Genomic DNA, 22,338 nt, shown 5'->3' on the forward strand with positions numbered 1-22,338 from the left:
TCAGCCGGCCTGCTGGCGGCGAAACACCAGCCGGTCGGGCCCGGACACCGCCGGTGCAAAACGGTAACCTTCGGCGTCGAAGCCCTCGAGCTTCCTGACGGTGGCCAGCTTCCTGTCGATCGCGTAACGCACCATCAGGCCGCGCGCGCGTTTGGCATGAAAGCTGATGATCTTGTACTTGCCGCCCTTGAATTCCTCGAAGACGCAGCTGACCACGCGCGGCTTGAGGGCCCGGCGGTCCACCGCCTTGAAATACTCCTCACTGGCCAGGTTGACGATGACCGGCGAAGTGTCGGCGGCCGCACGCGCATTGAGGTAGTCGGCAATCTGCTCGCCCCAGAACTGGTAAAGGTTGCTGCCCTGCGCCGTGGCCAGCCGCGTGCCCATCTCCAGGCGGTAGGGTTGCATCAGGTCCAGCGGACGCAGCACGCCGTACAGGCCGCTCAGAATGCACAGGTGTGCCTGCGCCCAGTCGAGGTCCGCGGCCGGCAGGCTTTTGGCGTCCAGCCCCTCGTAGACATCGCCATTGAAGGCCAGCACGGCCTGCTTGGCATTTTTGACGCTGAACTTCGGCGACCAGGCCTGGTAACGCGCCACATTGAGGCCGGCCAGCGTGTCCGACAGTGACATCAGCTCGCTGACCTGGGCCGGGGTTTTCTCCCTGAGCACCTTGATCAGCTCGGTGGACTGCTTGATGAACAGCGGTGCGGTATGCGCGGCGACGTGCGGCGGCGTGGCGAAATCCAGCGACTTCGCCGGCGAAAGTAAAAACAGCATGGTCCCTGGGGGTGAAGTAAAGCCAGTCCCGACTTTACGACAGCCAGCCGCAGCCGGGCGGCGCAACGCCCCAAAAGCCCGGCTCAGCGCAGGTCGCTGGCCAGCGACGCCAGCGATTCGGCAGGAATCGCCACATGCGCCGGGTAGTGGGTGTGGTCGCACCCGAGCTTGACGCCGGCACCCGCCTTGACCGCGGCGCACATGGCCGGGCTGAGCTCAAAACGCACAAAATGCACGGCCGAGGTTTTCTCGTCGTTTTCCCTGGCCATGTCCTCATCGGCAATCGCATATACCCGCGGGTGGCCTTCGACTTCGACAAACAGGCGGTCTTCCACGCCGATCAGCCGGGCGAGCTCGCGCTTGCGCTCGTTGACGTCGGGGTACTCCAGCATCACGGTGGCCTTCCAGTTGCTGCCGTCAGGCATCAAGGGCGCATAAGCCTCGATCTCCTGGTTGATGCCTTCTTCCTCGAAGATCTTTTCGATACGCAACATTTCCTGGATCTGGTAACGGATGCTGGTTTCGCTTTCGAACTGCACGTTGATGTGTTCCCCCAGGCGCACGCTGCGCAAGCGGCGGTGCGCCATGATGGCGGCCTTGTTTTCCTTGCGGTACTTGCTGTAGGCCTCCAGGGTCATGAGGTTGCCCGCGGTGATTTTTCCGGTGACTTGCATATGGGCTCCTTGCTGGCTACTTCAGCCCGTAAGCGGTGCGGACCAGGGTCAGCGGGTGTTTTTGTGGCGGTGCGCCGAGCTGGTTGACGTCAAAGCCCTGCGCAATGTGATGACCGCCCAGCGGGCAGTCGCTGCTGATCACGTCGGGCAGGCCGCCGTCCTTGTGGCTGGCCATGGCCTTGAACAGCGGTTTGCCGATTTTCATGGCCTGCTGGTGGTAGGGCACCTTCACGCCGAAGGTGCCGGCGTGGCCCGAACAGCGTTCGTGCGTGTGCACGCTGGTGCCAGGCACCATCTTGAGCATTTCCTCGGTTTTCTTGCCGATGTTCTGCACCCGGCCGTGGCAGGGAATCTGGTAGCTGATCTTGCCCAGCGGCACCGGAAACCCGGTCTTGAGCAGGCCGTCGCGCTTGCGTGCCATCAGGTACTCGAACGGGTCCCACATGTGTTCCTTGACCAGGTGCACCTCGGCGTCGCCGGGGTACATCAGCGGGATTTCCTGTTTGAACATCAGCGTGCAGCTCGGCACGGCGCTCAGGATGGCAAAGCCGTCCCGCGCGTATTTGGCCAACACCGGGATGTTGGCTTCCTTGCTCTCATTGACCGAATCGAGGTCGCCGAGCTCCAGCTTGGGCATGCCGCAGCATTTTTCTTTTTCGACCAGCACATAAGGCACTTCGTTGTGGTCCAGCACCTTGAGCAGGTCGTGGCCGATGCCGGGCTCGTTGTAGTTGATGTAGCAGGTCGAATAAATCACCACCTTGCCGGGCGTCTTGGCACCGTCTTTCACCGCGTGCGGCGGCGACTCGGGCGCGCCGGAACGGAATTTTTTCGTCGCCAGTTCGGGCAGCCAGGCGTTTTTATCGACGCCCAGCACTTTTTCCATCACAGCGCGGGCTGGCTTCGTTTTATTGACCGCATTGGCCACCTGGACCACGATGGGAATGCCGGCAAACTGGCCATGCACATCGGTGGAGGACAGAAACCTTTCGCCCAGGCCCACCTCGCCCTTCTTGAACTTGATGGCCTTGGCGCGCAGCATGGTGTGCGGAAAGTCCAGGTTGAACTCGTGCGGCGGCACATAAGGGCACTTGGTCATGTAGCAGAGGTCGCACATGTAACACTGGTCGACCACCAACATGTAGTCCTTCCTGTCCACCCCATCGACCTCGCCGGTGCTGCTTTCATCGACCAGGTCGAACAGCGTGGGAAAGGCGCCGCACAGACTCACACAGCGGCGGCAACCATGGCAGATGTCGAAGATGCGCTCCATCTCGTGGAAGGTTGCCTCCTCGTTGTAATAGTCCGGGTTTTTCCAGTCGATCGCGTGACGCGTGGGTGCCTGCAGATTGCCTTCTGTAGCCATGGCTTGCCTCTTCTTGTCGTGGGATTTATGAAAGGGCTTGCTGCAAACCCTTTCATAAATCGCTACACCTCCCGGGGCGTAGCGAGGGGGTGAATTAGTCCACCAATTCAGCCAGGGCCTTGGTGTAGCGGTTCGCATGCGAACGCTCGGCTTTGGCCAGCGTCTCGAACCAGTCCGCCACTTCGTCGTGACCTTCGTCACGTGCGGTTTTGGCCATGCCGGGGTACATGTCGGTGTACTCGTGGGTCTCGCCGGCCACAGCCGAGGCGAGGTTCTCGCGCGTGCCGCCAAAAGGCATGCCAGTGGCCGGGTCGCCGCACTGCTCCAGCCATTCGAGGTGACCGTGCGCGTGGCCGGTTTCGCCTTCCGCGGTGGAGCGGAACAGCGCTGCGACATCGGGTTGGCCTTCGACGTCGGCCTTGTTCGCGAAATACAGATAACGGCGGTTGGCCTGGGATTCGCCGGCAAATGCGGCCTTCAGGTTTTCTTCCGTCCTGGAGCCTTTGAGAGCAGCCATGGAAATCTCCTTCGTGGTTGGTAAAAACTGTGCTTGCCCTGAACGCCATCGTCAAGGCCGAGAACACGATAGTCCCATTAAGGTGCTGCGTCTAATTGCCAGGATCAATTTGAACAAAAGAAAAAAGCTATGGATCAATTGCAATTGATAATTATTCTCAACAACTTCATGCCAACCGACAGGCTGTCACTTGGCAGGTCCGAAGAGTTACGTTATAGTAAACGCATTATGAATAGGTGAATTTGAAGCCTTGCTCACCCAAGGCACGCAAACACCCGAACCCACCCAATCCGGAGATCGCCATGGCTGCCCAGATGACCGCCCCCACCCTGCGCCCCGCCACCTCGCCGTTGCCGGCGCCCGCGGCGGTGCAGCAACTGCACCACTACGCCTACCGCGCCAAAGACGCCGAGGAAACCCGGCATTTCTACGAGGACATCCTCGGCCTGCCGCTGTACCACATCATCCAGAGCGACTACGTTCCGAGCACCGGCGAGTACTGCCCCTACACCCACTTCTTCTTCCGCCTGAAGGACGGCTCCTTCATCGCTTTTTTCGACCTCGGCAATGACGAGGCGGCCCTGCCCTCGCCGAACACGCCGCTGTGGGTCAACCACATCTCGTTTCGCGTCGACACCGTGGCCGACCTGGAAGCGATGAAAGCGCGCCTCGAAGCCGACGGCATCGAAGTGCTGGGCGTGACCGACCACCACATCTTCAAGAGCATTTATTTCTTCGACCCGAACGGCGTGCGTCTGGAGCTGACGGCGCAACTGGCCGACGAGTTCGAGATGCTGGAGGAAAGCAAGACCGCCCACGCCCGCCTGGCGGAATGGACGGCACGCAAGCAGCAGTGGCGCAAGGACAAGGCGGCCGGCATCGCAGCCGAAGCCCTCAAACCGCAGCAAAACGACAGGCCGGAGTTCGGCGGCAAAGCCACCGCCTGACGCGCCCTGCTTACTATTATTTTGATAGCTGCCTGCGCCCGACCGACAAGGGCCAGGCCCGAAAAACACTGAACACAGATCAATGCCGGGAGCGAGACACGCCATGCTGGAGACACCACCTGCCTACGCCCAGACGGCGTTCACCAACGGTTATGAGTTCACCCAGGGCACGGGTTACGCCCTGCCTGAATACCCTTTCGTGGCTCCGCCCGAGCTCAACTCAAAACAAATCAAGCGCCATCCCATCGTCATCGTCGGCGGCGGCATTACCGGCCTGAGCCTGGCCTGCGCGCTGGCACGCTATGGCGTCGAGGCCGTGCTGCTGGATGAAGACAACACCGTGGGCGTCAAGGGCGCCTCGTCGCGCGGCATCTGCTACACGCAGAAGTCGCTGGAGGTCTTTCACCGCCTCGGCATCTACGAGCGTATTGCCGCCAAGGGCGTGCAGTGGAGCGTGGGCCGCACCTTTGCGGGTGACGACGAGGTCTATTCCTTCGACCTGCGCCAGCAGAGCAACTTCAACCTCTCGACCCAGCCGCCCTTCATCAACATCCAGCAGTTCTACATCGAGGGCTACCTGGTCGAACGCATCTACGAACTCGGCCATGTGGACCTGCGCTGGAAGTCGCGTGTCACCGCCTTCACGCAGAACGCCGATGTCGCCACGCTGACGGTGGAAACACCTGCGGGCAGCTACCAGATCGAGGCCGAGCATGTGATCGATGCTTCCGGCTCACACACGCCCTTTCACGACTGGGTGGGCGCCACCATGCAGAACAAACGCGGCGATGACCGCTGGTGCATCGCCGACGTGCGCTTTTCCAAACATCCGCCGGTCGAACGCCACACCTGGATCGAGGCGCCGTTCAACGAAAACCGCGCGGTCTGGCAGCACCTGATGGCCGACGACGTCTGGCGCATCGACTACCAGATGGCGCCCAATGCCGATCCCGACGACGTGAGCCGCGAAGACGTGGTGCGCGAACGCCTGCAGCGCCAGTTCGGCAAGGACGTCGAGGTCGAGATCGTCTGGGTGGGGCCCTACGCCTACCGCAGCCGCTGCCTGGACAAGCTGCGTGTGGGCCGCGTGTTTTTCATGGGCGACACCGCAAAAATAGTCAGCCCCTTCGGCGCGCGCGGTGGCAACACCGGCGTGGCCGATGCCGACAATCTCGCCTGGAAGCTGGCCGCCGTGCTGCGCGGCCGTGCCAGCGCGACACTGCTGGAGAGCTACAACGCGGAGCGGCTCGAAGCCGCCCAGCAGAACGTGCAGGTGACCAACCGCACCGCACGCTTCCTGCGACCGGCAGACGGCATGGAGCGCTGCTTTCGCACGGCGGCCATCGGCCTGGCCAGGCAGTACCCGTTTGCGCGCTCGCTGGTGAACACCGGCCGCATGGCGGTGGCCAACACCTACACACGTTCGTCCATCTGCGACAACACCGGCGGGCAGTCGGTGCAGAACGTGGCCTTCCGCTGGGCAGATGGTTCACAAGGTGCTGTCAACGACCTGCTGCAGTGGGCAGACGGCGACCTGCTGGTGCTGGTGTTCGGCGAAGTGCCGGCCGCCGGCCTGCAGCGCCTGCGGCAGCTCGCCGGGCACGCCCCGATGCGCAGCGTGCAGGTGCTGGGCCCGGACGACCGCGCGCAGGCGCGCGAACATGTGCGCGACATCAATGCCCGGGGCACCGGCCATTTGCAGGGCGCCTGCCATGTGTTTGGCCACGCCTGGGCCCTGGTGCGGCCCGACGGCTACCTGGCCGCCACTGGCGAGGCCGTGGACGGCCAATTGGTCGCGGCTGTCGAAAAAACCCTCGGCCTGCGCTGAATCCGGAAAGATCTCCCATGAAAACCGAAGCCGCCATCAAGACCGCCCCCAATTTCCAGGATGCGGATGCGTTTTACGAATGCCTGCTCGACGCCCACCAGGGCCTGAGCCGCGAGCAGTCCGAACTGCTCAACGCCCGGTTGATCCTGATCCTGGCCAACCAGCTGGGCGACACGCCGCTGCTACAGGCCTGTATCGCCGCGGCCAGGCAGATCGACACCGCCTGACGCGGCGCGGGCTCAATGAGGGCCCCGGCCCCGCCGGTGCAGCGAGTCGAATAAAATCGGGGCAGTACCTCCAACCCAAGGCGGCATCTAGTGCAGTGTTGCACGCTATCTGGAACATAAAAATGCGTCTTTTGCGCCATGGCGGCGTTGCAAATCCGCGCGATACCCGGGGTATCGCTGTGGTTTGCGCCTAGCCCTGACCCAAAATCCATCATCTTTATTTGTTCCATCCAGCATGCAACACTGCACTAGGCGATGCCGTTTTTCATTGCCCCATGACCGCCTCTGCCACCCCCACGCCCGCCAGCCCCGCTCCTGCCGACACCCCAACACCCCGGGTGACCGTGCCCACGCCCGGCCTGGACAGCCTGGCCAAGTCCTTCGAACCCGCAGCGATTGAACGCCAGTGGGCCCCGCTCTGGGAAGGCAGCGGCATGTACGAACCGACGCTGGACGCGGCCAAGCCCTCGTTTTCCATCCAGCTGCCGCCGCCCAATGTGACCGGCACCCTGCACATGGGCCACGCTTTCAACCAGACCATCATGGACTCGCTCACGCGTTACCACCGCATGAAGGGCGACAACACGCTGTGGGTGCCAGGCACCGACCATGCGGGCATCGCCACGCAAATCGTGGTCGAACGCAAGCTGCAAGGCGAAGGCCAAAGCCGGCACGACCTGGGCCGCGAGAAGTTTGCCGAGAAGGTCTGGGAGTGGAAGGAAGAGTCCGGCACCACCATCACGCGCCAGATGCGCCGCATGGGCGACTCGGTGTCCTGGAAACACGAATACTTCACCATGGACCCCAAGATGTCCAAGGTCGTCACCTCGACCTTTGTGCAGCTCTACGAGCAGGGCCTGATCTACCGCGGCAAACGCCTGGTCAACTGGGACCCGATTCTCAAATCCGCTGTATCGGACCTGGAAGTTGAAAGCGAAGAGGAAGACGGTTTTCTCTGGCACATCGCCTACCCGCTGGCCGACGGAAGCGGTTCGCTGACCGTGGCGACAACGCGTCCTGAAACCATGCTGGGCGACGTGGCCTTGATGGTGCACCCCGACGACGAACGCTACCAGCACCTGATCGGCAAGCTCGTGAAGCTGCCGCTATGCGACCGCGACATCCCGGTGATTGCCGACGACTACGTGGACAAGGCCTTCGGCACCGGCGTGGTGAAAGTCACGCCGGCGCACGATGCCAACGACTACGCGGTCGGCCAGCGCCACCAGTTGCCCATCATCGGTGTGCTCACGCTGGACGCGGCCATCAACGACAACGCGCCCGAGAAGTACCGCGGACTGGACCGCTTTGTGGCGCGTAAAGCCGTGGTGGCCGACCTCGAAGCGCTGGGCCACCTGGTCGAAGTCAAGAAACACAAACTGATGGTGCCGCGTTGCGCCCGCACCGGCCAGGTGATCGAACCCATGCTGACCGACCAGTGGTTTGTCGCCATGACCAAGGTCAGCGACAAGGACCCGACCGGCAAGTCGATTGCGCAAAAAGCCATCGATGCGGTGGAGAGCGGTGCGGTGAAGTTTGTGCCCGAACAATGGGTCAACACCTACAACCAGTGGATGGGCAACATCCAGGACTGGTGCATCTCGCGCCAGCTCTGGTGGGGCCACCAGATTCCGGCCTGGTACGACGAGGACGGCAAGGTCTACGTCGCGGAAAACGAAGCTGCGGCGCAAGCCCAGGCGCCGGGCAAGACCCTGCGCCGGGATGAAGACGTGCTCGACACCTGGTACTCCTCGGCGCTGGTGCCCTTCTCCTCGCTGGGCTGGCCCGAGAAGACCAAAGAGCTGGACCTCTTCCTGCCGTCCAGCGTGCTGGTGACCGGTTACGACATCATCTTCTTCTGGGTCGCCCGGATGATCATGATGACGACGCACTTCACCGGCCAGGTGCCCTTCCACCATGTGTATATCCACGGCTTGGTGAAAGACGCGCAGGGCAAGAAGATGAGCAAGTCCGAAGGCAATGTGCTGGACCCGGTGGACCTGATCGACGGCATAGCACTGCCGCCGCTGCTGGACAAACGCTCGCAGGGCCTGCGCAAGCCCGAAACCGCACCTGCTGTGCGCAAGAACACCGAGAAAGAATTCCCGACGGGCATTCCGGCCTACGGCGCCGATGCCCTGCGTTTCACCTTTGCCTCGCTGGCCAGCCTGGGCCGCAGCATCAACTTCGACAGCAAACGCTGCGAGGGCTACCGCAACTTCTGCAACAAGCTCTGGAACGCCACACGTTTCACGCTGATGAACTGCGAAGGCCAGGATTGCGGACTGAGCGAGCACACCAAGGAGCAGTGCGCGCCCGGTGGCGAGTTCCACAACTACATGACGTTCTCGCAGGCGGACCGCTGGATTTCATCGACCCTGCAGCGCGTGGAAGCCGACGTGGCCAAAGGTTTTGCCGAATACCGCCTCGACAACGTGGCCGGCCGCATTTACCAGTTTGTCTGGGACGAGTTCTGCGACTGGTACCTGGAAATTGCCAAGGTGCAGATCCAGAACGGCAGTCCCGCCGAGCAGCGCGCCACCCGCCGCACGCTGATCCGCACGCTGGAGGCCATCCTGCGCCTGGCGCACCCGGTGATTCCTTTCATCACCGAAGAGCTCTGGCAAAAAGTCGCACCGGTCGCCGGCCTGAAAAAGGGCGATTACATTGGCCAGGCCGCTTACCCGCAAAGCCAGCCCGGCAAGATCGATGCACTGGCGGAAGCGCACGTGACCAAGCTCAAAACCCTGGTCGATGCCTGCCGCAACCTGCGCGGCGAAATGAAGGTGTCGCCCGCCGCGCGGCTGCCGCTCTTCGTGGTCGGCGACCACGCTTTCATGCGCCAGTCCGCGCCTGTGATCAAGGCGCTGGCCAAGCTCAGCGAGGTCAGGGTATTTGAAAGCGAAACCGAATGGGCTGCGGCGGCGCAGGCCGCGCCTGTGGCCGTGGTGGGCGAGGCGAGAGTCTGCCTGCACATGGAAGTGGATGTCGCCGCCGAGAAGGCGCGCATAGGCAAGGAGATTGCCCGCCTTGAAGGCGAGCTGGTCAAGGTCCAGGCCAAACTCGCCAACGAGGCCTTTGTGGCCAAGGTGCCACCGGCCGTGCTGGAGCAGGAGCGCAAGCGGCTGACGGACTTCACCGCCACGCTGGAAAAACTTCGCGAGCAGCTGGCCAGGCTCAACTAACACCGAACGAGGAGGATCCGTTCAAGCAGGGGCCGCGGGTCCGGCTTTGCCGGCCCGCAGGCGCAGCGGCCCCCTTGGGGGGCAGAAAGCTACACGCAGTGAGCGAACGTGGGGGCCACGTCCTAACGTGCCTCGAACTCCGGTTCGGACCATTGCGAAGGTGACTCGGCGCCGGGCAGCCCGAAGTCCATCGGCGCGCTGGGCAGGGAATCCGGTCCCCGTTGTTGCCCGGCCGTGATGGCTTCATGCATGCGGTGCGCCACATACCAGCTGGAGCGAAGGCGCGCTTCCCGGGTATGGGACCCCAGGCGGGGCGTGATGAACAGGTTCCTCAATCCCTGGACGGGTGAGCCGGCAGCCGTGAAGTTGCTCTCGGCGCCGTCCAGAATGCAGGCTTCGATGCGGCCATCACACAAGGCGGCAGCCAATGCGTTTTCATCAAACAGTGCGCTGCGGCTGATACCCACCCACAACTGGCCGTGCTTGCAGGCGGCCAGCAGCTTCTCGTTGACAAAGCTTCGGAAGCGCTCGGCATAAAGCATCTGGACCGACACCGCATCCGCCTGGCTGACCAGTTCGGTCAGGGTCACCGGCTGGATGCGCAGACGCTCCCAGATCGGCGCGGTATGGTGAACCGCAGGGTCATAACCGATCAGGCGCACGCCCAGGCCCGTGAGCATGCCGGCCAGCGTGTGCGCGGTCGGGGCCAGCCCGAGGATGCCCACCGTGCTGCCGTGCAACTCGCGACCCATCTGGGTGCTGGGATGGCGGCGCCCCATCAGGGCCGCCACCACACCCCGACGGTACAGCAGCAGCAGGCTGCTCAGCAGGTACTCGGCATTGGAGCGCACATTGGCGCTGCTGGCGTGGATGACCTTGATACCGCGCTCCTTGCAGGCCTCCAGGTCGGTGTTGTCGGTGCCCACATGCAGGCGGCCGACGGCCTTGAGCTTGGGCATGAAGTCAAGAAACTCGCGGGTCACCACCGTTTGACGCGGGAACACGATGCCGCGGCTTTTGTAAGCCGCCTTGCGCAACACCACCATGTCGTCCGCGAGTTCGGGACGGTATTGCACGTTATGCCGGGTTTCGAGCCAGGCCATGGCTTCTGGAACCAATGCATCAAGAAGTAAGATGTCCACGTCGTGTCCTGTTTGCTGTTATTCTTTTTCGTCATGCTTCTGACTCTGTGTCAGTAACGCAACACTCTAGTTCCATTCCCAAGCCAAGTAAATGAAAAAAGTCACAACTTTAAAGAAGGCGGTTTTCCCCGTCGCAGGCCTCGGAACACGGTTTTTGCCCGCTACCAAAGCTCAGCCCAAGGAAATGCTGCCCGTTGTGGACAAGCCGCTGATCCAGTACGCGGTCGAAGAAGCCTACGCGGCGGGCATACGCCACATGATTTTTGTTACAGGACGCAATAAACGGGCCATCGAAGACCACTTCGATACTGCCTATGAACTAGAGACCGAACTTGAAGCCGCCAAGAAGCACCATCTGCTGGAAATCGTCCGCTCGATGAACCCTGGCGACATGGATTTTTCCTATGTACGCCAGCCGCGCTCGCTGGGTTTGGGCCATGCGGTGCTATGCGCAGAACACCTGGTCGGCGATGAACCTTTTGCAGTGTTGCTGGCCGATGATCTGATGGTGGGCGAGCCCCCGGTCCTGGCGCAGATGGCCGCCCGATTCGAGCAAGTCCAGCAATCGATTCTGGCGGTGCAGGAAGTGCCGCTGGAGCACACCCGGCGCTACGGCATCGTGGCCACCGAGCCTGCGGTCGACGGCCTGATGAAAGTCAACAAGATGGTGGAAAAGCCAGCGCCGGAAGTGGCGCCCTCACGCATGGGGGTGGCAGGACGCTACATCCTGACGCCTGCCGTGTTCCGGCACATACGCAGCCAGCCTACCGGCGTTGGTGGAGAGATTCAGCTGACCGATGGCATTGCCGGCCTGATGGGTGAAGAGAGCGTCTACGCTTTTCAGTACGCCGGCAAACGGTATGACTGCGGCAGCAAGGAAGGTTTCCTCGAGGCCACCGTCGAGCTGGCCCTGCAGCACCCTGAAGTGGGCGCCCATTTCAGAAACTACCTGGAAAACCTGCAGATCGGCTGGTCGGGCCAGGAACGCAGAAAACCGCATTGAGCGCTTGACTGCGATTCACTGATATTCAGCGGCGCTTGAGCACGTGGGTGAAGTCGCCGCCTTCGGCCTGCTGCTCCACCAGCTCGTTGCCGGTCTGCTTGGCAAACGCCATGAAGTCGCGCGTCGAGCCGGGGTCGGTCGAAACCACCCGTAGCAACTGGCCGCTGCTCATCTCGGCCAGGGCCTTTTTGGCCTTCAGGATGGGCAGGGGGCAATTCAGGCCGCGGGTGTCTAACTCTTTGTCGATGTGCATGCGTTTGTCCTTGGATGCACTGATTTTAAGCAATTCCTGCGCTGGCACGGGCTTGTCACGCCGTATACCCACGGCCGGCCCGCGCATTGCCCAATTGCTACTATAAAGATAGCTAACAACGCTTGATCAGCAAGGGCTCAAGGCCAATTCCTTGTAAATCCCAAAAACAAACCCCCGGTCCTGCAGGGCAGGCCGGGGGTCTGGCGCCGGAAAAAAACCCTTCGTCTGGCTTATTTCATGCCGAATTTTGCCCTGGCATCGTTCTGGCAGGCATCCTTGGCATTGCCGGTCATGGCATCGCAACGCTCCTTCGCAGCCTTGTACTGGGCATCATTTTTGTCAGCAGATGCGTCTTTTTTGGCATCTGCCATGGCGCCGGCCTTGTCCTTGTTGGCCTCGGAACTGACCTTGCTGACCTTGGCATCGGCTCTGGCTGTCGTGCGGGCGGCTTTGGCGTCTTTCACACAGACATCCTTTGCATTGCCGTTCAAGTCATCGCATTTTTCCTTGGCGATGTCGTAAGCGGCATCGGCCTTGGCCTCTGCCACCTGTTGCTCCTGGCGAGGGCTGGGTTTGTACTGGGCTTCAAGTTCGGCTTTGGCGACTTTTTCCGCGCCCTTGGCTTCGGCCTGGCAGATATCCCTGGCGTTGGCCGTCAGGGACTTGCATTTGTCCCGGCTGGCCTTGTAGTCAGACTCAACGCGGTCTTTCTGCGCTTTGTATTCGTCCTTGGTCAGTGCCATGGCGTTTCCGGCGAAGGCACAGGACACGGCGAGCGTGAGCATGATCAGTTTCGATTTCATGGGTGATTTCCTTTTCGATGAAGTGATGTATTTTTCCAAGCGGGTCCGGGGCTGAAGATCGGCCGGCACGCCATAACGTCAATAACGCTCAAAAAAACCGGTTGGGTTGCGTTCCTGAAAGGCCGCCAGCTGTTTTTCAGCCTCGTCCTCGGCAATGCCGTGCCGCTCCTGGATGCGGCCCAGCAACTGGTCGCGCTTGCCGGCAATGATGTCGAGGTCGTCATCGGTGAGCTTGCCCCACTGCTCCTTGACCTTGCCCTTGAACTGCGTCCAGTTCCCCTCGATGCGATCCTGGTTCATGGTGACTCCTTTGGTGAATGTGTGTCACGCGGCTGCTAGGCCATGTGACAGGGAAATTCACTGTAAAAGTACTGCCTGCAGCGTCAGGTAGGCACACGCGGGCGATGGGCGTAGGTGCCTGCCTACACCCCAAGCTGAACGGGACAGTGCCTGAAGCGCAGGCGGCCTAACGCGCGCGCAGCGAGCGGCCCAGCAGCAGGACCGGAAACAGACCGACCAGTACCAGGACCAGCGCCGGCAGCGCTGCCTCGCCCAGGCGTTCGTCGCGGGCCAGCTGGTAGGTCACCACGGCCAGCGTGTCGCTGTTGAAGGGACGCAGCACCAGCGTGGCCGGCAATTCCTTCATCACATCGACAAACACCAGCAGGGCAGCCGCCCCGACCGACCGTTTGAGCAGTGGCCAGTGCACTCTCGCCATCAGTGCTGCACCGGTGGTACCCAGCATGCGCGCACTGTCGTCGAAACTGGCCGGTATGCGCGAGTAGCCGCTTTGCACGGACTGCAACGCCACGGCGGTGAAACGCACCAGGTAAGCCCAGACAATGCCCAGCGCCGTCCCCGTGATCCAGTACCCCGCGGAGGTTTGCGGGGCCACGGCCTGCAGCCAGCCCACGGGCAGCAGCAGGCCGACCACAATCACGGCGCCGGGCACGGCATAACCCAGGCTTGCCAGTTGCGCAGCGAAGCGTGTCAGCCAGTGGGGCTGGCGGCGCAGCGCAAAGCTCAGGCTGAGTGCCACACCGGTGGCCAGCACAGCGCTCAAGCCGGCCAGGCTCACGCTGTTGAGGGACCAGCGCACAAACTGCGTCCACGGCAACTCGCTCCAGCCGGCCACCAGGGGGCGCAGCATGAACAGCACGGGCAGCACAAACCCGAGTGTGATGGGCAGTGCACACAAGGCCCACGCCAAACCGGCCCGCAGGCCGTGCAAGGGCGTGGGCGCAGCGTCGGCAGCCCCGGCGCGGCCACCGCGGCTGCCGGCAAAACGCATGCGTTTTTGCGCATGGTGTTCGATTCTCAGCAGCACAGCCACCACCAGCAACAAGACCGTGGCCAGCTGCGCTGCCGCCAGCCGGTTGTCCATGGCCAGCCAGGCCTTGTAGATGCCGGCGGTGAAGGTCTGGATCCCGAAATAGCTGGACACGCCGAAGTCGGCCAGCGTCTCCATCAAGGCCAGCGCCACACCCGCCGCCACGGCAGGACGGGCCAGCGGCAGGGCCACCTCCCGAATGCGGCGCTCCAGCGGTGCGCCGAGCAAGCGGGCGGCTTCCATCAAATGCACGGCCCGCTCGGACAGCGCGGTGCGGGCCAGCAGATAGACGTAGGGGTACAGCGTGACCGTGAAAACCAGCACCGCCCCGCCCAGGCTGCGAATTTCAGGCAGCAGACGCCCCTGCCAGCCAAAGCTCGCGCGCAGCCAGCTTTGCAGGGGCCCGGCGTATTGCAGGAAGTCGGTGTACGCATAGGCCACCACGTAGGCCGGCATGGCCAGTGGCAGGAGCAGCGCCCAGGCAAAAAACCGCCGCCCCGGAAACTCGAACAGCGTCACCGCACAGGCCGTGCCCATGCCGATCAGCGCAACGCCCCCCGCTACGGACAAACACAGCAGCAGCGACGTGAAGGCGTATTCCGGCAGGACGGTTCGCAGCATCTCCCGCAGGATGGGCAGGGACTGGCTGTCGAGTTCAAACCACGACAGCATCACCGCCAGCACCGGCAGCGTGAGCACCACCATCAGCAGGAACAGGGGCACGGATGAAAAAAAGCGACGAAGCATGAAGTCCCGAAAAAAAGCCTCTGCTCACGCCGCATGGCGGATACCTGATGCAGACGGCGGGCCGCATATCAGGCGAGTGCAAATGAGAATTGTAAGCATCTACAATTGCACCCATGTTCCTGGAACTTTCCCACCTGGTGGTGCATTACGCGGGCCGCTCCAGCCCGGCCGTCGGCGGCGTGTCCCTGGGACTGCGCACCGGAGAGATTGGTGTGCTGATCGGGCCCTCCGGCTGCGGAAAAACCACCTTGCTGCGGGCCGTCGCCGGCCTGGAGCAGGCCCAAGCCGGCAGCATCTCGCTGGCACAGGAAATCGTCAGCAGCGGCAAGCAACATGTGCCTGCCGAACAGCGGCGTATCGGCATGGTGTTTCAGGACTACGCCCTGTTCCCGCACCTCGACGTGGGCCACAACGTGGCCTTCGGGTTGACGCACCTCAAACCGGCGGAGCGCCAGCAGCGTGTCAGCGAAGTGCTGGACATGGTCGGTCTGGGCAAGGCCCAGAAACGCTACCCGCATGAACTGTCAGGCGGGCAGCAGCAACGTGTGGCGCTGGCGCGCGCGCTGGCCCCCCGGCCGCGCCTGCTGTTGCTGGACGAGCCTTTTTCCAACCTCGATGTGGATTTGCGCGAACGCCTGGCGCATGAGGTGCGCGCCATCCTGAAGCTGGCCGGCGCCACGGCGCTGTTTGTCACCCACGACCAGCTCGAAGCCTTTGCCATCGGCGACCGTATCGGCGTCATGCATGAGGGCCAGCTACACCAGTGGGATGAGGCTTACGAGCTGTACCACCGGCCCGCGACCCGTTTTGTGGCCGAATTCATCGGCCACGGCGTGTTCACCCACGCCCAGCTGACACAGCGGGACCACAACGTGGTGGTCCACACGGCACTGGGAGACCTCAGCGGTTTGCTGGAGTGCCCCCTGCCCAGCGCCTACCCCGACGGCATCTGCGACGTGTTGCTGCGCGCCGACGACATCGTGCATGACGATTCAGCGCCGGTGAAAGCGCAAATCCTGCGCAAGGCTTTTCGCGGCTCGGAATTTCTCTACACCCTGCAGTTGCAAACCGGCGAAACCGTGATGGCGCATGTGCCTTCACACCACGACCATGCACTCGGTGAATGGATTGGCATTCGCGCCGAAGTCGACCACGTCGTGACGTTCCAGCGCGACGAACACGTGTCCGCTGCCGCCTCAGATTAAGAATCCTCGCGCAGCAGGCGCTCCACTTCGCGCTGCAGATCGGCAGCCCAGGTACGCCGGTCCCGGCCATCGCAGGGCTGGAGCTCCCCGAAGGTGACCTCGGCGCGAAGATGCCGCACGTTCAGGGTTTCCCAGATCGACACGAAAATCGAATCGTCGTCGATGTAACGCGGCGCAAAACAGGTCTGCCCCGTATCGGCGTCCACAAAGCGCAGGGCCACCGGTTGCACAGGTGCGTCCGCCGCAATCGCCGCCTGCAGCAGGTTGGCATGAAAGGGCTTGAGGCGGGTGCTGTCGCCCGTCGTTCCCTCGGGGAACACGGCGAGCACGTCCCCGAGCTTGAGCTGCCGGGTCATGTGGTGCACCACGCGGTGGGCATCCCGCCTGGACTCCCGCTCTATGTACAGGGTGCCGGCACCGCCGGCCAGCGTACCGACCAGCGGCCAGTGCTTGATATCCGACTTGGAAACAAAACGGCAGTAACGCGAGGCATGCAGCACCACGATGTCCAGCCAGGAAAGGTGGTTGGCCACAAGGAGGGCCGGCCCCTCTGCCACGGGTGACCCCCTGACCACCAGCTCGATGCCGACGATCTTCAACATGGCCATGGCCCAGACCTGGACCCTGGCTTCTTTCGCCGGCTGCCCGAGCCGGGGAAACAGCGTCAGGATGGTCCACATGCCGACCGCGATATGCGCCAGGGCGCGCAACAGGCGCCAGACGGCCTGCATGCCGTTCAGGCCTCGTATGCGACTTGCCCGCCCACCAGCGTCCAGCACACGCGAGCCGGCAGCTGGTAGCCGGAAAACGGCGTGTGTTTGCCCTGGCTGCGCAAGGTGTCAGGCTGCACCGTCCATTCGGTCTGCGCGTTGAACACACAGACATCGGCCACGCCACCCTTGACCAGTTGCCCGGCACTGGCCTGAAAGGTCCCCAGTGCGCCGCCCAGGACGCGGGCCGGCTCACTGGTAAGCACCGCCAGCGCGCGGGACAGGCCCACCCCGCTGTCCGTACCCCATTTGCAGGCCAGGCCCAGCAACAGTTCCAGCCCGGTGGCACCCGGTTCAGCCTCGGCAAAAGGCAGAGTCTTCGCATCGGCCTCCACCGGTGTGTGGTCGGACACCAGCGCGTCGATGACGCCGTCGGCCAGCGCCTGACGCAAGGCATCGCGGTCACGCTGCTGGCGCAGCGGCGGGTTCAGGCGCATGCGGCTGTCGAAGTAGCCAATATCGGTGTCCGTCAGATGCAGGCTGTTGATGCTGACGTCCGCCGTCACAGCCAGGCCATCGGCCTTGGCCTTGGCCAGCAAGGCCACGCCGGCCGCGCTGCTGATGCGGCAGACATGCACTCGCGCGCCAGTGGCACGCATCAGCTCGAACAGCGTGTGCAGCGCGATGGTCTCGGCCGCCACCGGCACACCGCTCAGGCCCAGCCGGGTCGCCAGCGCACCGCTCGCGGCCACGCCCCCGCCCAGCCAGCTGTCCTGCGGACGCAGCCAGACGGTGTAGCCAAAGCTGGCAGCATATTGCAGGGCGCGCAGCAACACCTGGGTGTTGGCCAGCGGCACCTCGGCCTGGCTGAAGCCGACACAGCCGGCCTCCGTCAGTTCGACCATTTCCGTCAATGCTTCCCCCTGCAGGGCCCGCGTCAACGCGCCCAGCGGAAACACGCGCGACTGGTGCAATTTTTCTGCACGGAACTTGAGCATCTCGACCAGGCCGGGCTCATCGAGCACCGGGTCGGTGTCGGGCGGACAGACCAGGCTGGTGACGCCGCCGGCGACGGCTGCCGCCAGTTCGCTTTCGAGCATGCCCTCATGTTCGTAGCCCGGTTCGCGCAGGCGCGCCGACAGGTCGATCAGGCCCGGCGCAACAATGCAGCCCGTGGCATCAATCGTGCGGTTCGGCGTGAAATCTGCAACCGTGGTTTTCAGCGACAGAATGCGCCCGGCGGCAATCGCCACATCGCCCACTTCGTCGAGGCCGGAAGCCGGATCAATCACCCGACCGTTCTTGATCAGTATCTTCATTGTGTAGCTTCCAGAAAAGGCGCAACGCGACACATGCAGAGGCATGCATGGAGGCTCTTCAATCCAAGCAGGGGCCGCGGAACCGGCTTCGCCGGGCCGCAGGCGCAGCGGCCTCCTCGGGGGGCAGCGCAGTACGCGAAGCGACAAGCGTGGGGGCTCATGTTCATGCTTCGTTCCCGGCAACAATGCTCATCACCGCCATGCGCACGGCGATGCCGAAAGTGACCTGCGGCAGGATCACGCTTTGTGCGCCATCAACCACGGCGGAATCGATTTCGACGCCGCGGTTGATCGGGCCGGGATGCATGACGATGGCATCGGGTTTGGCATGCTTGAGCTTCTCGTTGGTCAGGCCGAAGCTCTTGAAAAACTCATGGCTGCTGGGCAACAGGGCGCCGGACATGCGTTCGTTCTGCAGCCTGAGCATGATGATCACGTCGGCCCCCTTGATGCCCTCTTCCAGGGTGTGGCAGACGCGCACCCCCATTTGCGCCATGTCGGCAGGCACCAGGGTTTTCGGACCTACCACTCGTACCTCGGGGCAACCCAGCGTGGTCAGCGCATGGATGTCGGAGCGGGCCACACGCGAGTGCAGCACATCGCCGACGATCGCCACGGTGAGGTTGCTGAAGTCCTTCTTGTAGTGGCGGATGGTGTACATGTCCAGCAGCCCCTGCGTCGGGTGTGCATGGCGGCCGTCGCCGGCGTTGATCACATGCACGTGTGGTGCGACGTGTTGCGCGATCAGGTAAGGCGCACCCGATTCGCTGTGGCGCACCACGAACAGGTCTGCCGCCATCGCGCTCAGGTTGGAGATCGTATCGAGCAGCGACTCGCCTTTGGAGGCCGACGAGCGCGCAATATCAAGGTTGATCACATCGGCCGACAGCCGCGTCGCCGCGATTTCGAAGGTCGTGCGGGTGCGGGTGGAGTTTTCAAAGAAGAGGTTGAAGACACTCTTGCCGCGCAGCAGCGGGACCTTTTTGACCTCGCGGTCGCTGACGCTGACAAAGCTGGCCGCGGTATCGAGGATGTGGGTCAGCGTCGCTTTGGGCAGACCTTCAATGGACAGCAGGTGAATCAGCTCACCATTCTTGTTGAGTTGCGGGTTTCGTCGGTACAACACAATCAGGCCTTTCGCGGGACAGCAGGAATACTGACGGGAAAACCGTCGGGGCAGGTGGTCATGGTGTCACCCCCTGCACCTGGAAGCTGAACCGGCCGTCGTCACTGCGCGCCAGTGCCAGCGACTGGGACGCCGGCAGGGCCACCCGGGCAGCCGCAAAGTCGGCCTGTATCGGCAGTTCCCTGTCACCACGGTCCACCAGCACCACAAGCTTGACGCTGGCTGGCCGGCCGTAATCAAACACCTCGTTGAGAATGGCACGAATGGTGCGCCCGGTGTAGAGCACGTCGTCGAGCACGATGAGGTGGGCGCCGTTGACATCAAAAGGCAGCACCGTCTGGCCGCTGGCCGACAGGCCGCGCTGGGAAAAATCGTCACGGTGCATCGCCGAGGACAAGGTACCGATGTCGTCAGCTAGGCCCAGGTCGGCGCGCAGGCGTTCGGCCAGCCAGACGCCGCCGGAAGCCACACCTACCAGCCGCGGCGGGCGGTCATAGGTCGCCAGCAGCTGCTGCATGCCGCGCAGGACTTCGCGGTACAAGGCCTCGGCGTCCAGGGTCAGGCTGGTCATGAAAAACTCCTTAAAAACTGCTCGAGGATTATGCAGGCAGACGCTGCGTCCGCATCAGGCGCACCCTGCGACAGCGCTTCGGTGGTGCTGTAGCGCTCGTCAACCTCAAACACCTGCAGACCGAAACGCCCGCGCAACTGGCGGGCGAATTTCCGGGCGCGTGCGGTGTTGTCGTGGCTGGCGCCGTCGGGATGGAAAGGAATCCCCACCACCAGGGCGTCGGGTTGCCACTCCCGGATTTTCAGGGCGATCGCCGCGAAACGGGCGTCACCCTCGGCGGCGATGCTGCCTTGCGGTGTCGCCGTACGCGTCAGCCGGTTGCCGGTGGCGACACCGGTGCGCTTGACGCCAAAATCGAAAGCCAGAAATGTTTGCAGGTCAGCGGCCATGGCAGGCGGAGCCACTGCACTCATGCGTGCCCTGCCTCAGGCGACAGCATCCAGCTCTGCAGGCCAAGCAGCATCAGCGCCTTGTCGTAACGCTGCTCGACCGGTGTGTCGAAAATCAGCGAGAGGTCCGCCTCCACGGTGAGCCAGCTGTTGTCGGAAATTTCGGACTCCAGCTGCCCTTCGCCCCAAGCCGAATACCCCAGGGAAACAAACACCTTGCGGGGCCCGGCGCCCGTGGAGAGGGCTTCCAGCACATCCTTGGAGGTGGTCATCTCCAGCCCACCGGGGATGGTCATGGTCGACGCGTACACCGTTTCGCTGCCTTCGAGCATGCATTCATGGAGCACAAAACCACGCTCGGTCTGCACCGGCCCGCCCTGGAACACCAGGGAATCGGTCAGGTCGTTGCGCCTCAGGGGCAAGGCCACCTTGTCGAACAGGCCCTGGAGATTGATGTCGCTGGGCTTGTTGATCACCAGTCCCAGCGCGCCGCGATCACTGTGCTCGCACATGTAGACGACGCTTCTTGCGAAAGCCTCATCATCCAGCCCGGGCATGGCAATCAGGAAGTGATGGGTCAGGTTGATCGGTGCAGAATCCAGTGCCATGACGCAATTTTACGCGCTGGCGGTGCGCGCTGGAAGAAAAACCACCGGCCTGTTGCGCCACCTCCGTGCGCCATCCCTGCAGCATCTGCCACATCCATCACTGGTCCAGGAACATGAATAATAAAAAATACGACAAGGGCCTGATGTGGTTCAGACGCGACCTGCGCAGTGACGACAACGCGGCGCTGTACCACGCACTCAAGGCCTGCCACCAGGTCTTTTGCGTTTTCGTGTTTGACCAGGCCATCCTGGACGCCCTGCCGCGTGCCGACCGCCGTGTGGAGTTCATCCGCGAGTCACTGGTGGACCTGGACAGGCAACTGGCGGAGCTGGGCCGCCACCATGGCGTGTCCCATGCCGGACTGATCGTGCAGCACGGCGGGGCGAACGAGGTCGTGCCTGCGATGGCACAGAAGCTGGCCGCCGAAGCCGTTTTTGCCAACCATGATGACGAGCCCGGATCGCTGGCACGCGACGCGCGGGTCGGCGAGGCGCTGGCGGGGGACGGCAAGGCATTTCACAGCTTCAAGGACCATGTGATCTTCGAGCGCAGGGAGGTGCTGACCCTGGGCGGCACACCGTACAGCGTATTCACGCCCTACAAAAATGCCTGGCTCAGGAAAGTCGACGATTTTTACCTGCGACCCTACCCGGTGCAGAACCACGGTGCCGCTCTGGCCACCCTGCCGGCGGACTGCCGCACCGGCGTGCCCGCACTGGAAGACATTGGGTTTGCGCCGACCAACCTCGCCGAACTGAAGATTTCCACAGGCAGCCCCGGCGGCTCACGCCTGTTTGACGATTTCATGGCGCGTATCGATCAGTACCACGCCACGCGTGACTTCCCTGCAGTCAAGGGACCGAGTTATCTGGGGGTGCACCTGCGTTTTGGCACGGTCTCCATCCGCCGGCTGGCGGGCACTGCCCTCCGCCTGCAGGAGCAGGGCAGCCCGGGTGCGGCGGTCTGGCTCAGCGAGCTGATCTGGCGCGATTTTTATGCGCAGATCCTGAGCAACTTCCCGCATGTGGCGGAGCGTTCCTTCAAACCCGCGTACGATGCCATTGCCTGGGAACAGGGGCCTGCTGCCGAGGCATTGTTTCGGGCCTGGTGTGAAGGCCGGACCGGCTACCCGCTGGTCGATGCCGCCATGGCCCAGATCAACCAGACCGGGTACATGCACAATCGCCTGCGCATGGTCACCGCCAGTTTTCTGGTGAAAGACTTGGGGCTGGACTGGCGCTGGGGCGAACGATATTTCGCCGAAAAACTCAACGACTTCGACTTGTCAGCCAACAACGGCGGCTGGCAATGGGCCGCCAGCAGCGGCTGCGACGCGCAACCCTACTTCCGCATCTTCAACCCGACCAGCCAGAGCGAAAAGTTCGACGCCGACGGGAAGTTCATCCGCAAGTACCTGCCGCAGTTGGCCGGTCTGACCGGCACCGACCTGCACAGCCCCTGGCTGGCCAAGCCCGTGGCGCTGGCCGCCGCGGGTGTCCGGCTGGGAGAGAACTACCCGCTTCCCGTCGTGCAGCATGACGAGGCGCGGGCGCTGACCCTGCAACGCTACGCGCCTGTCAAAAAAACAGCCACGGAATAAACGCTCCTAT

At 63.0% G+C, this 22,338-nt stretch carries 23 protein-coding genes; 8 read left to right on the forward strand and 15 right to left on the reverse strand.

The genetic code is table 11. From position 1 onward, the window contains the following. From yaaA to B7X65_RS07680, 4 genes are all read right to left on the reverse strand, one after another. Complete coding sequence (yaaA, locus tag B7X65_RS07665; protein WP_293593697.1) at positions 1-777, reverse strand: peroxide stress protein YaaA; 777 nt, start codon at positions 775-777, stop codon at positions 1-3. A gap of 83 nt (positions 778-860) precedes the next feature. Then, the gene (locus B7X65_RS07670) at positions 861-1,451 is read right to left on the reverse strand and encodes a DUF3501 family protein (protein ID WP_293593698.1); all 591 of its coding nucleotides are present in this window, start codon (positions 1,449-1,451) and stop codon (positions 861-863) included. A gap of 16 nt (positions 1,452-1,467) precedes the next feature. Next, positions 1,468-2,817 carry a heterodisulfide reductase-related iron-sulfur binding cluster gene (locus tag B7X65_RS07675; RefSeq protein WP_293593699.1) on the reverse strand — a complete coding sequence of 450 codons (1,350 nt, stop codon included), beginning with the start codon at positions 2,815-2,817 and terminating at the stop codon, positions 1,468-1,470. A gap of 94 nt (positions 2,818-2,911) precedes the next feature. Next, complete coding sequence (locus B7X65_RS07680) at positions 2,912-3,334, reverse strand: rubrerythrin family protein (protein WP_096671699.1); 423 nt, start codon at positions 3,332-3,334, stop codon at positions 2,912-2,914. A 302-nt stretch (positions 3,335-3,636) separates the two neighbouring features. Between B7X65_RS07680 and B7X65_RS07685 the strand changes: the two genes are divergently transcribed. The 4 genes from B7X65_RS07685 (at position 3,637) to B7X65_RS07700 (ending at position 9,521) form a co-directional block, all read left to right on the forward strand. Continuing rightward, positions 3,637-4,281, forward strand: a complete 645-nt coding sequence (locus B7X65_RS07685; protein ID WP_293593700.1) for a VOC family protein — start codon at positions 3,637-3,639, stop codon at positions 4,279-4,281. Positions 4,282-4,384: 103 nt separating this feature from the next. Continuing rightward, positions 4,385-6,109, forward strand: coding sequence for an FAD-dependent oxidoreductase (locus B7X65_RS07690; protein WP_293593701.1), 1,725 nt, complete (start codon positions 4,385-4,387; stop codon positions 6,107-6,109). Between the two features lie 17 nt (positions 6,110-6,126). After that, on the forward strand, positions 6,127-6,336 hold the full coding sequence (locus B7X65_RS07695; protein WP_293593702.1) for a DUF2783 domain-containing protein: 210 nt from the start codon (positions 6,127-6,129) through the stop codon (positions 6,334-6,336). A 275-nt stretch (positions 6,337-6,611) separates the two neighbouring features. Next, entirely contained in the window at positions 6,612-9,521 is a 2,910-nt protein-coding gene (locus tag B7X65_RS07700) for a valine--tRNA ligase (RefSeq protein ID WP_293593703.1), read from the forward strand. Positions 9,522-9,643: 122 nt separating this feature from the next. On the opposite strand, the gene B7X65_RS07705 is transcribed toward B7X65_RS07700, so the two are convergent. Continuing rightward, a complete protein-coding gene (locus tag B7X65_RS07705; RefSeq protein ID WP_293593704.1) occupies positions 9,644-10,663 on the reverse strand; it encodes an NAD(P)-dependent oxidoreductase in 1,020 nt (339 codons plus the stop codon). Between the two features lie 91 nt (positions 10,664-10,754). On the opposite strand from B7X65_RS07705, the gene galU reads away from it, so the two are divergent. Beyond that, complete coding sequence (gene galU, locus B7X65_RS07710) at positions 10,755-11,666, forward strand: UTP--glucose-1-phosphate uridylyltransferase GalU (protein WP_293593705.1); 912 nt, start codon at positions 10,755-10,757, stop codon at positions 11,664-11,666. A 25-nt stretch (positions 11,667-11,691) separates the two neighbouring features. On the opposite strand, the gene B7X65_RS07715 is transcribed toward galU, so the two are convergent. From B7X65_RS07715 to B7X65_RS07730, 4 genes are all read right to left on the reverse strand, one after another. Then, positions 11,692-11,919, reverse strand: a complete 228-nt coding sequence (locus B7X65_RS07715) for a sulfurtransferase TusA family protein (RefSeq protein ID WP_096671316.1) — start codon at positions 11,917-11,919, stop codon at positions 11,692-11,694. Between the two features lie 230 nt (positions 11,920-12,149). Further along, complete coding sequence (locus tag B7X65_RS07720; RefSeq protein ID WP_293593706.1) at positions 12,150-12,722, reverse strand: hypothetical protein; 573 nt, start codon at positions 12,720-12,722, stop codon at positions 12,150-12,152. 78 nt (positions 12,723-12,800) lie between these two features. Continuing rightward, positions 12,801-13,022, reverse strand: coding sequence for a CsbD family protein (locus B7X65_RS07725; RefSeq protein ID WP_293593707.1), 222 nt, complete (start codon positions 13,020-13,022; stop codon positions 12,801-12,803). A gap of 166 nt (positions 13,023-13,188) precedes the next feature. Next, entirely contained in the window at positions 13,189-14,799 is a 1,611-nt protein-coding gene (locus tag B7X65_RS07730; RefSeq protein ID WP_293593708.1) for an iron ABC transporter permease, read from the reverse strand. A gap of 113 nt (positions 14,800-14,912) precedes the next feature. On the opposite strand from B7X65_RS07730, the gene B7X65_RS07735 reads away from it, so the two are divergent. Next, a complete protein-coding gene (locus tag B7X65_RS07735) occupies positions 14,913-16,004 on the forward strand; it encodes an ABC transporter ATP-binding protein (RefSeq protein WP_293593709.1) in 1,092 nt (363 codons plus the stop codon). Here the strand turns inward: B7X65_RS07735 and B7X65_RS07740 are convergent. The 6 genes from B7X65_RS07740 to B7X65_RS07765 all read right to left on the reverse strand — a co-directional run bounded on the left by B7X65_RS07740 (position 16,001) and on the right by B7X65_RS07765 (position 20,727). After that, the gene (locus B7X65_RS07740) at positions 16,001-16,735 is read right to left on the reverse strand and encodes a 1-acyl-sn-glycerol-3-phosphate acyltransferase (protein WP_293593710.1); all 735 of its coding nucleotides are present in this window, start codon (positions 16,733-16,735) and stop codon (positions 16,001-16,003) included. The two genes, B7X65_RS07735 and B7X65_RS07740, sit on opposite strands and share 4 nt — an antisense overlap. Positions 16,736-16,740: 5 nt before the next feature. After that, complete coding sequence (locus B7X65_RS07745; RefSeq protein ID WP_293593711.1) at positions 16,741-18,033, reverse strand: dihydroorotase; 1,293 nt, start codon at positions 18,031-18,033, stop codon at positions 16,741-16,743. 163 nt (positions 18,034-18,196) lie between these two features. Next, on the reverse strand, positions 18,197-19,159 hold the full coding sequence (locus tag B7X65_RS07750; protein WP_293593712.1) for an aspartate carbamoyltransferase catalytic subunit: 963 nt from the start codon (positions 19,157-19,159) through the stop codon (positions 18,197-18,199). Between the two features lie 58 nt (positions 19,160-19,217). Beyond that, positions 19,218-19,730 (reverse strand): bifunctional pyr operon transcriptional regulator/uracil phosphoribosyltransferase PyrR, encoded by a 513-nt coding sequence (gene pyrR / locus B7X65_RS07755; protein ID WP_293593713.1) that lies wholly within the window; start codon positions 19,728-19,730, stop codon positions 19,218-19,220. Continuing rightward, positions 19,727-20,143 carry a Holliday junction resolvase RuvX gene (gene ruvX, locus B7X65_RS07760; protein ID WP_293593714.1) on the reverse strand — a complete coding sequence of 139 codons (417 nt, stop codon included), beginning with the start codon at positions 20,141-20,143 and terminating at the stop codon, positions 19,727-19,729. Before ruvX ends, pyrR begins: the two co-directional genes overlap by 4 nt. Next, on the reverse strand, positions 20,140-20,727 hold the full coding sequence (locus B7X65_RS07765; protein ID WP_293593715.1) for a YqgE/AlgH family protein: 588 nt from the start codon (positions 20,725-20,727) through the stop codon (positions 20,140-20,142). The genes ruvX and B7X65_RS07765 overlap by 4 nt, the downstream gene beginning before the upstream one ends. Between B7X65_RS07765 and B7X65_RS07770 the strand changes: the two genes are divergently transcribed. Both B7X65_RS07770 and B7X65_RS07775 read left to right on the forward strand, forming a co-directional pair. After that, a complete protein-coding gene (locus B7X65_RS07770) occupies positions 20,726-20,848 on the forward strand; it encodes a hypothetical protein (RefSeq protein ID WP_293593716.1) in 123 nt (40 codons plus the stop codon). The genes B7X65_RS07765 and B7X65_RS07770 overlap by 2 nt on opposite strands. Next, positions 20,841-22,328, forward strand: coding sequence for a deoxyribodipyrimidine photo-lyase (locus B7X65_RS07775; protein ID WP_293593717.1), 1,488 nt, complete (start codon positions 20,841-20,843; stop codon positions 22,326-22,328). Before B7X65_RS07770 ends, B7X65_RS07775 begins: the two co-directional genes overlap by 8 nt. Positions 22,329-22,338: the final 10 nt, after the last annotated feature.

Source organism: Polaromonas sp. 39-63-25 (genome assembly GCF_002278925.1).
Taxonomy (GTDB): Bacteria; Pseudomonadota; Gammaproteobacteria; order Burkholderiales; family Burkholderiaceae_C; genus Polaromonas.